We start from the raw sequence: 942 nt of genomic DNA on the forward strand, positions 1-942 counted from the left end.
GATATAAACAACTAAATTCCCATTTATGGAAGAGTTTGAAAAAATATATAATACTGGATGGAGTAATTGGAAATCTTTTCCAGATCCAAGAAAAGGAGATTATTTAATAGCTCCATTAGGAAGTGGTGTATATCAGCTTAGGAACACAAAATGTGATAAATATGTTTTATTTGGTACAGGTAAACATTTGGCACATAGAATGACATCGCTACTACCTAAGCCCTTTGGAGCAGGTACACGTAATAATGAGGACAAACGAAGATATATTCTAAACAACTTACAAGATATAGAGTATCGTACAATATCATTTATAGACAGTAACGATGCAAAACGGTTTGAAAGCTATATCAAGTCTGTTGAACAATATCTTTTTAATACATAAGTGAGCAGAAGTATTTATGAAATTATATAAGAAACACATATCGGATTTAGGGAAGGTGATTACTGGTAAAACCCCTCGAACATCTATCTTGGAAAATTATGGAGGGAAGATCCCTTTTCTGACTCCATCGGATAATTTGTCTGAGAAATTTTCTCCAACGACATCTAAGACTTTAACAAAAATTGGTCTGAATGAGGTAAAAAACTGTTTGCTTCCTTCAAAATCGATATGCGTTAGTTGCATAGGTTCTGATTTAGGAAAAGTTGTGCTTACGAAAAAACCAACTGTGACGAATCAACAATTTAATTCTATTGTACCGAATGAGGAAAATGATGCAGATTTTATATACTACTTGATGACTGTTGTTGGCAAGCATCTAAATTACCTTAGTAAGACATCAACGGCAGTACCAATTATTAACAAATCGACCTTTGCAAACTATGAAATTGAAATTCCCAATATTAAAGAACAAAAGAGAATTGGGAAAATTCTCTCTTCCTTAGATGATAAAATAGAACTCAATCGACGGATAAATGATAATTTAGAGCAACAGGCACAGG

2 protein-coding genes are annotated in these 942 nt (G+C 33.0%); both read left to right on the forward strand.

Annotated features, from left to right (window positions below; genetic code table 11):
- Window positions 1–25: 25 nt before the first annotated feature.
- Window positions 26–382, forward strand: coding sequence for a hypothetical protein (locus tag HMPREF2983_RS11175; protein WP_070668426.1), 357 nt, complete (start codon window positions 26–28; stop codon window positions 380–382).
- A gap of 16 nt (window positions 383–398) precedes the next feature.
- The coding region (locus tag HMPREF2983_RS11180; protein ID WP_070668428.1) for a restriction endonuclease subunit S at window positions 399–942 on the forward strand (544 nt) is incomplete at its 3' end.

This window comes from Prevotella sp. HMSC077E09 (assembly GCF_001814685.1).
Classification (GTDB): domain Bacteria; phylum Bacteroidota; class Bacteroidia; order Bacteroidales; family Bacteroidaceae; genus Prevotella; species Prevotella oris.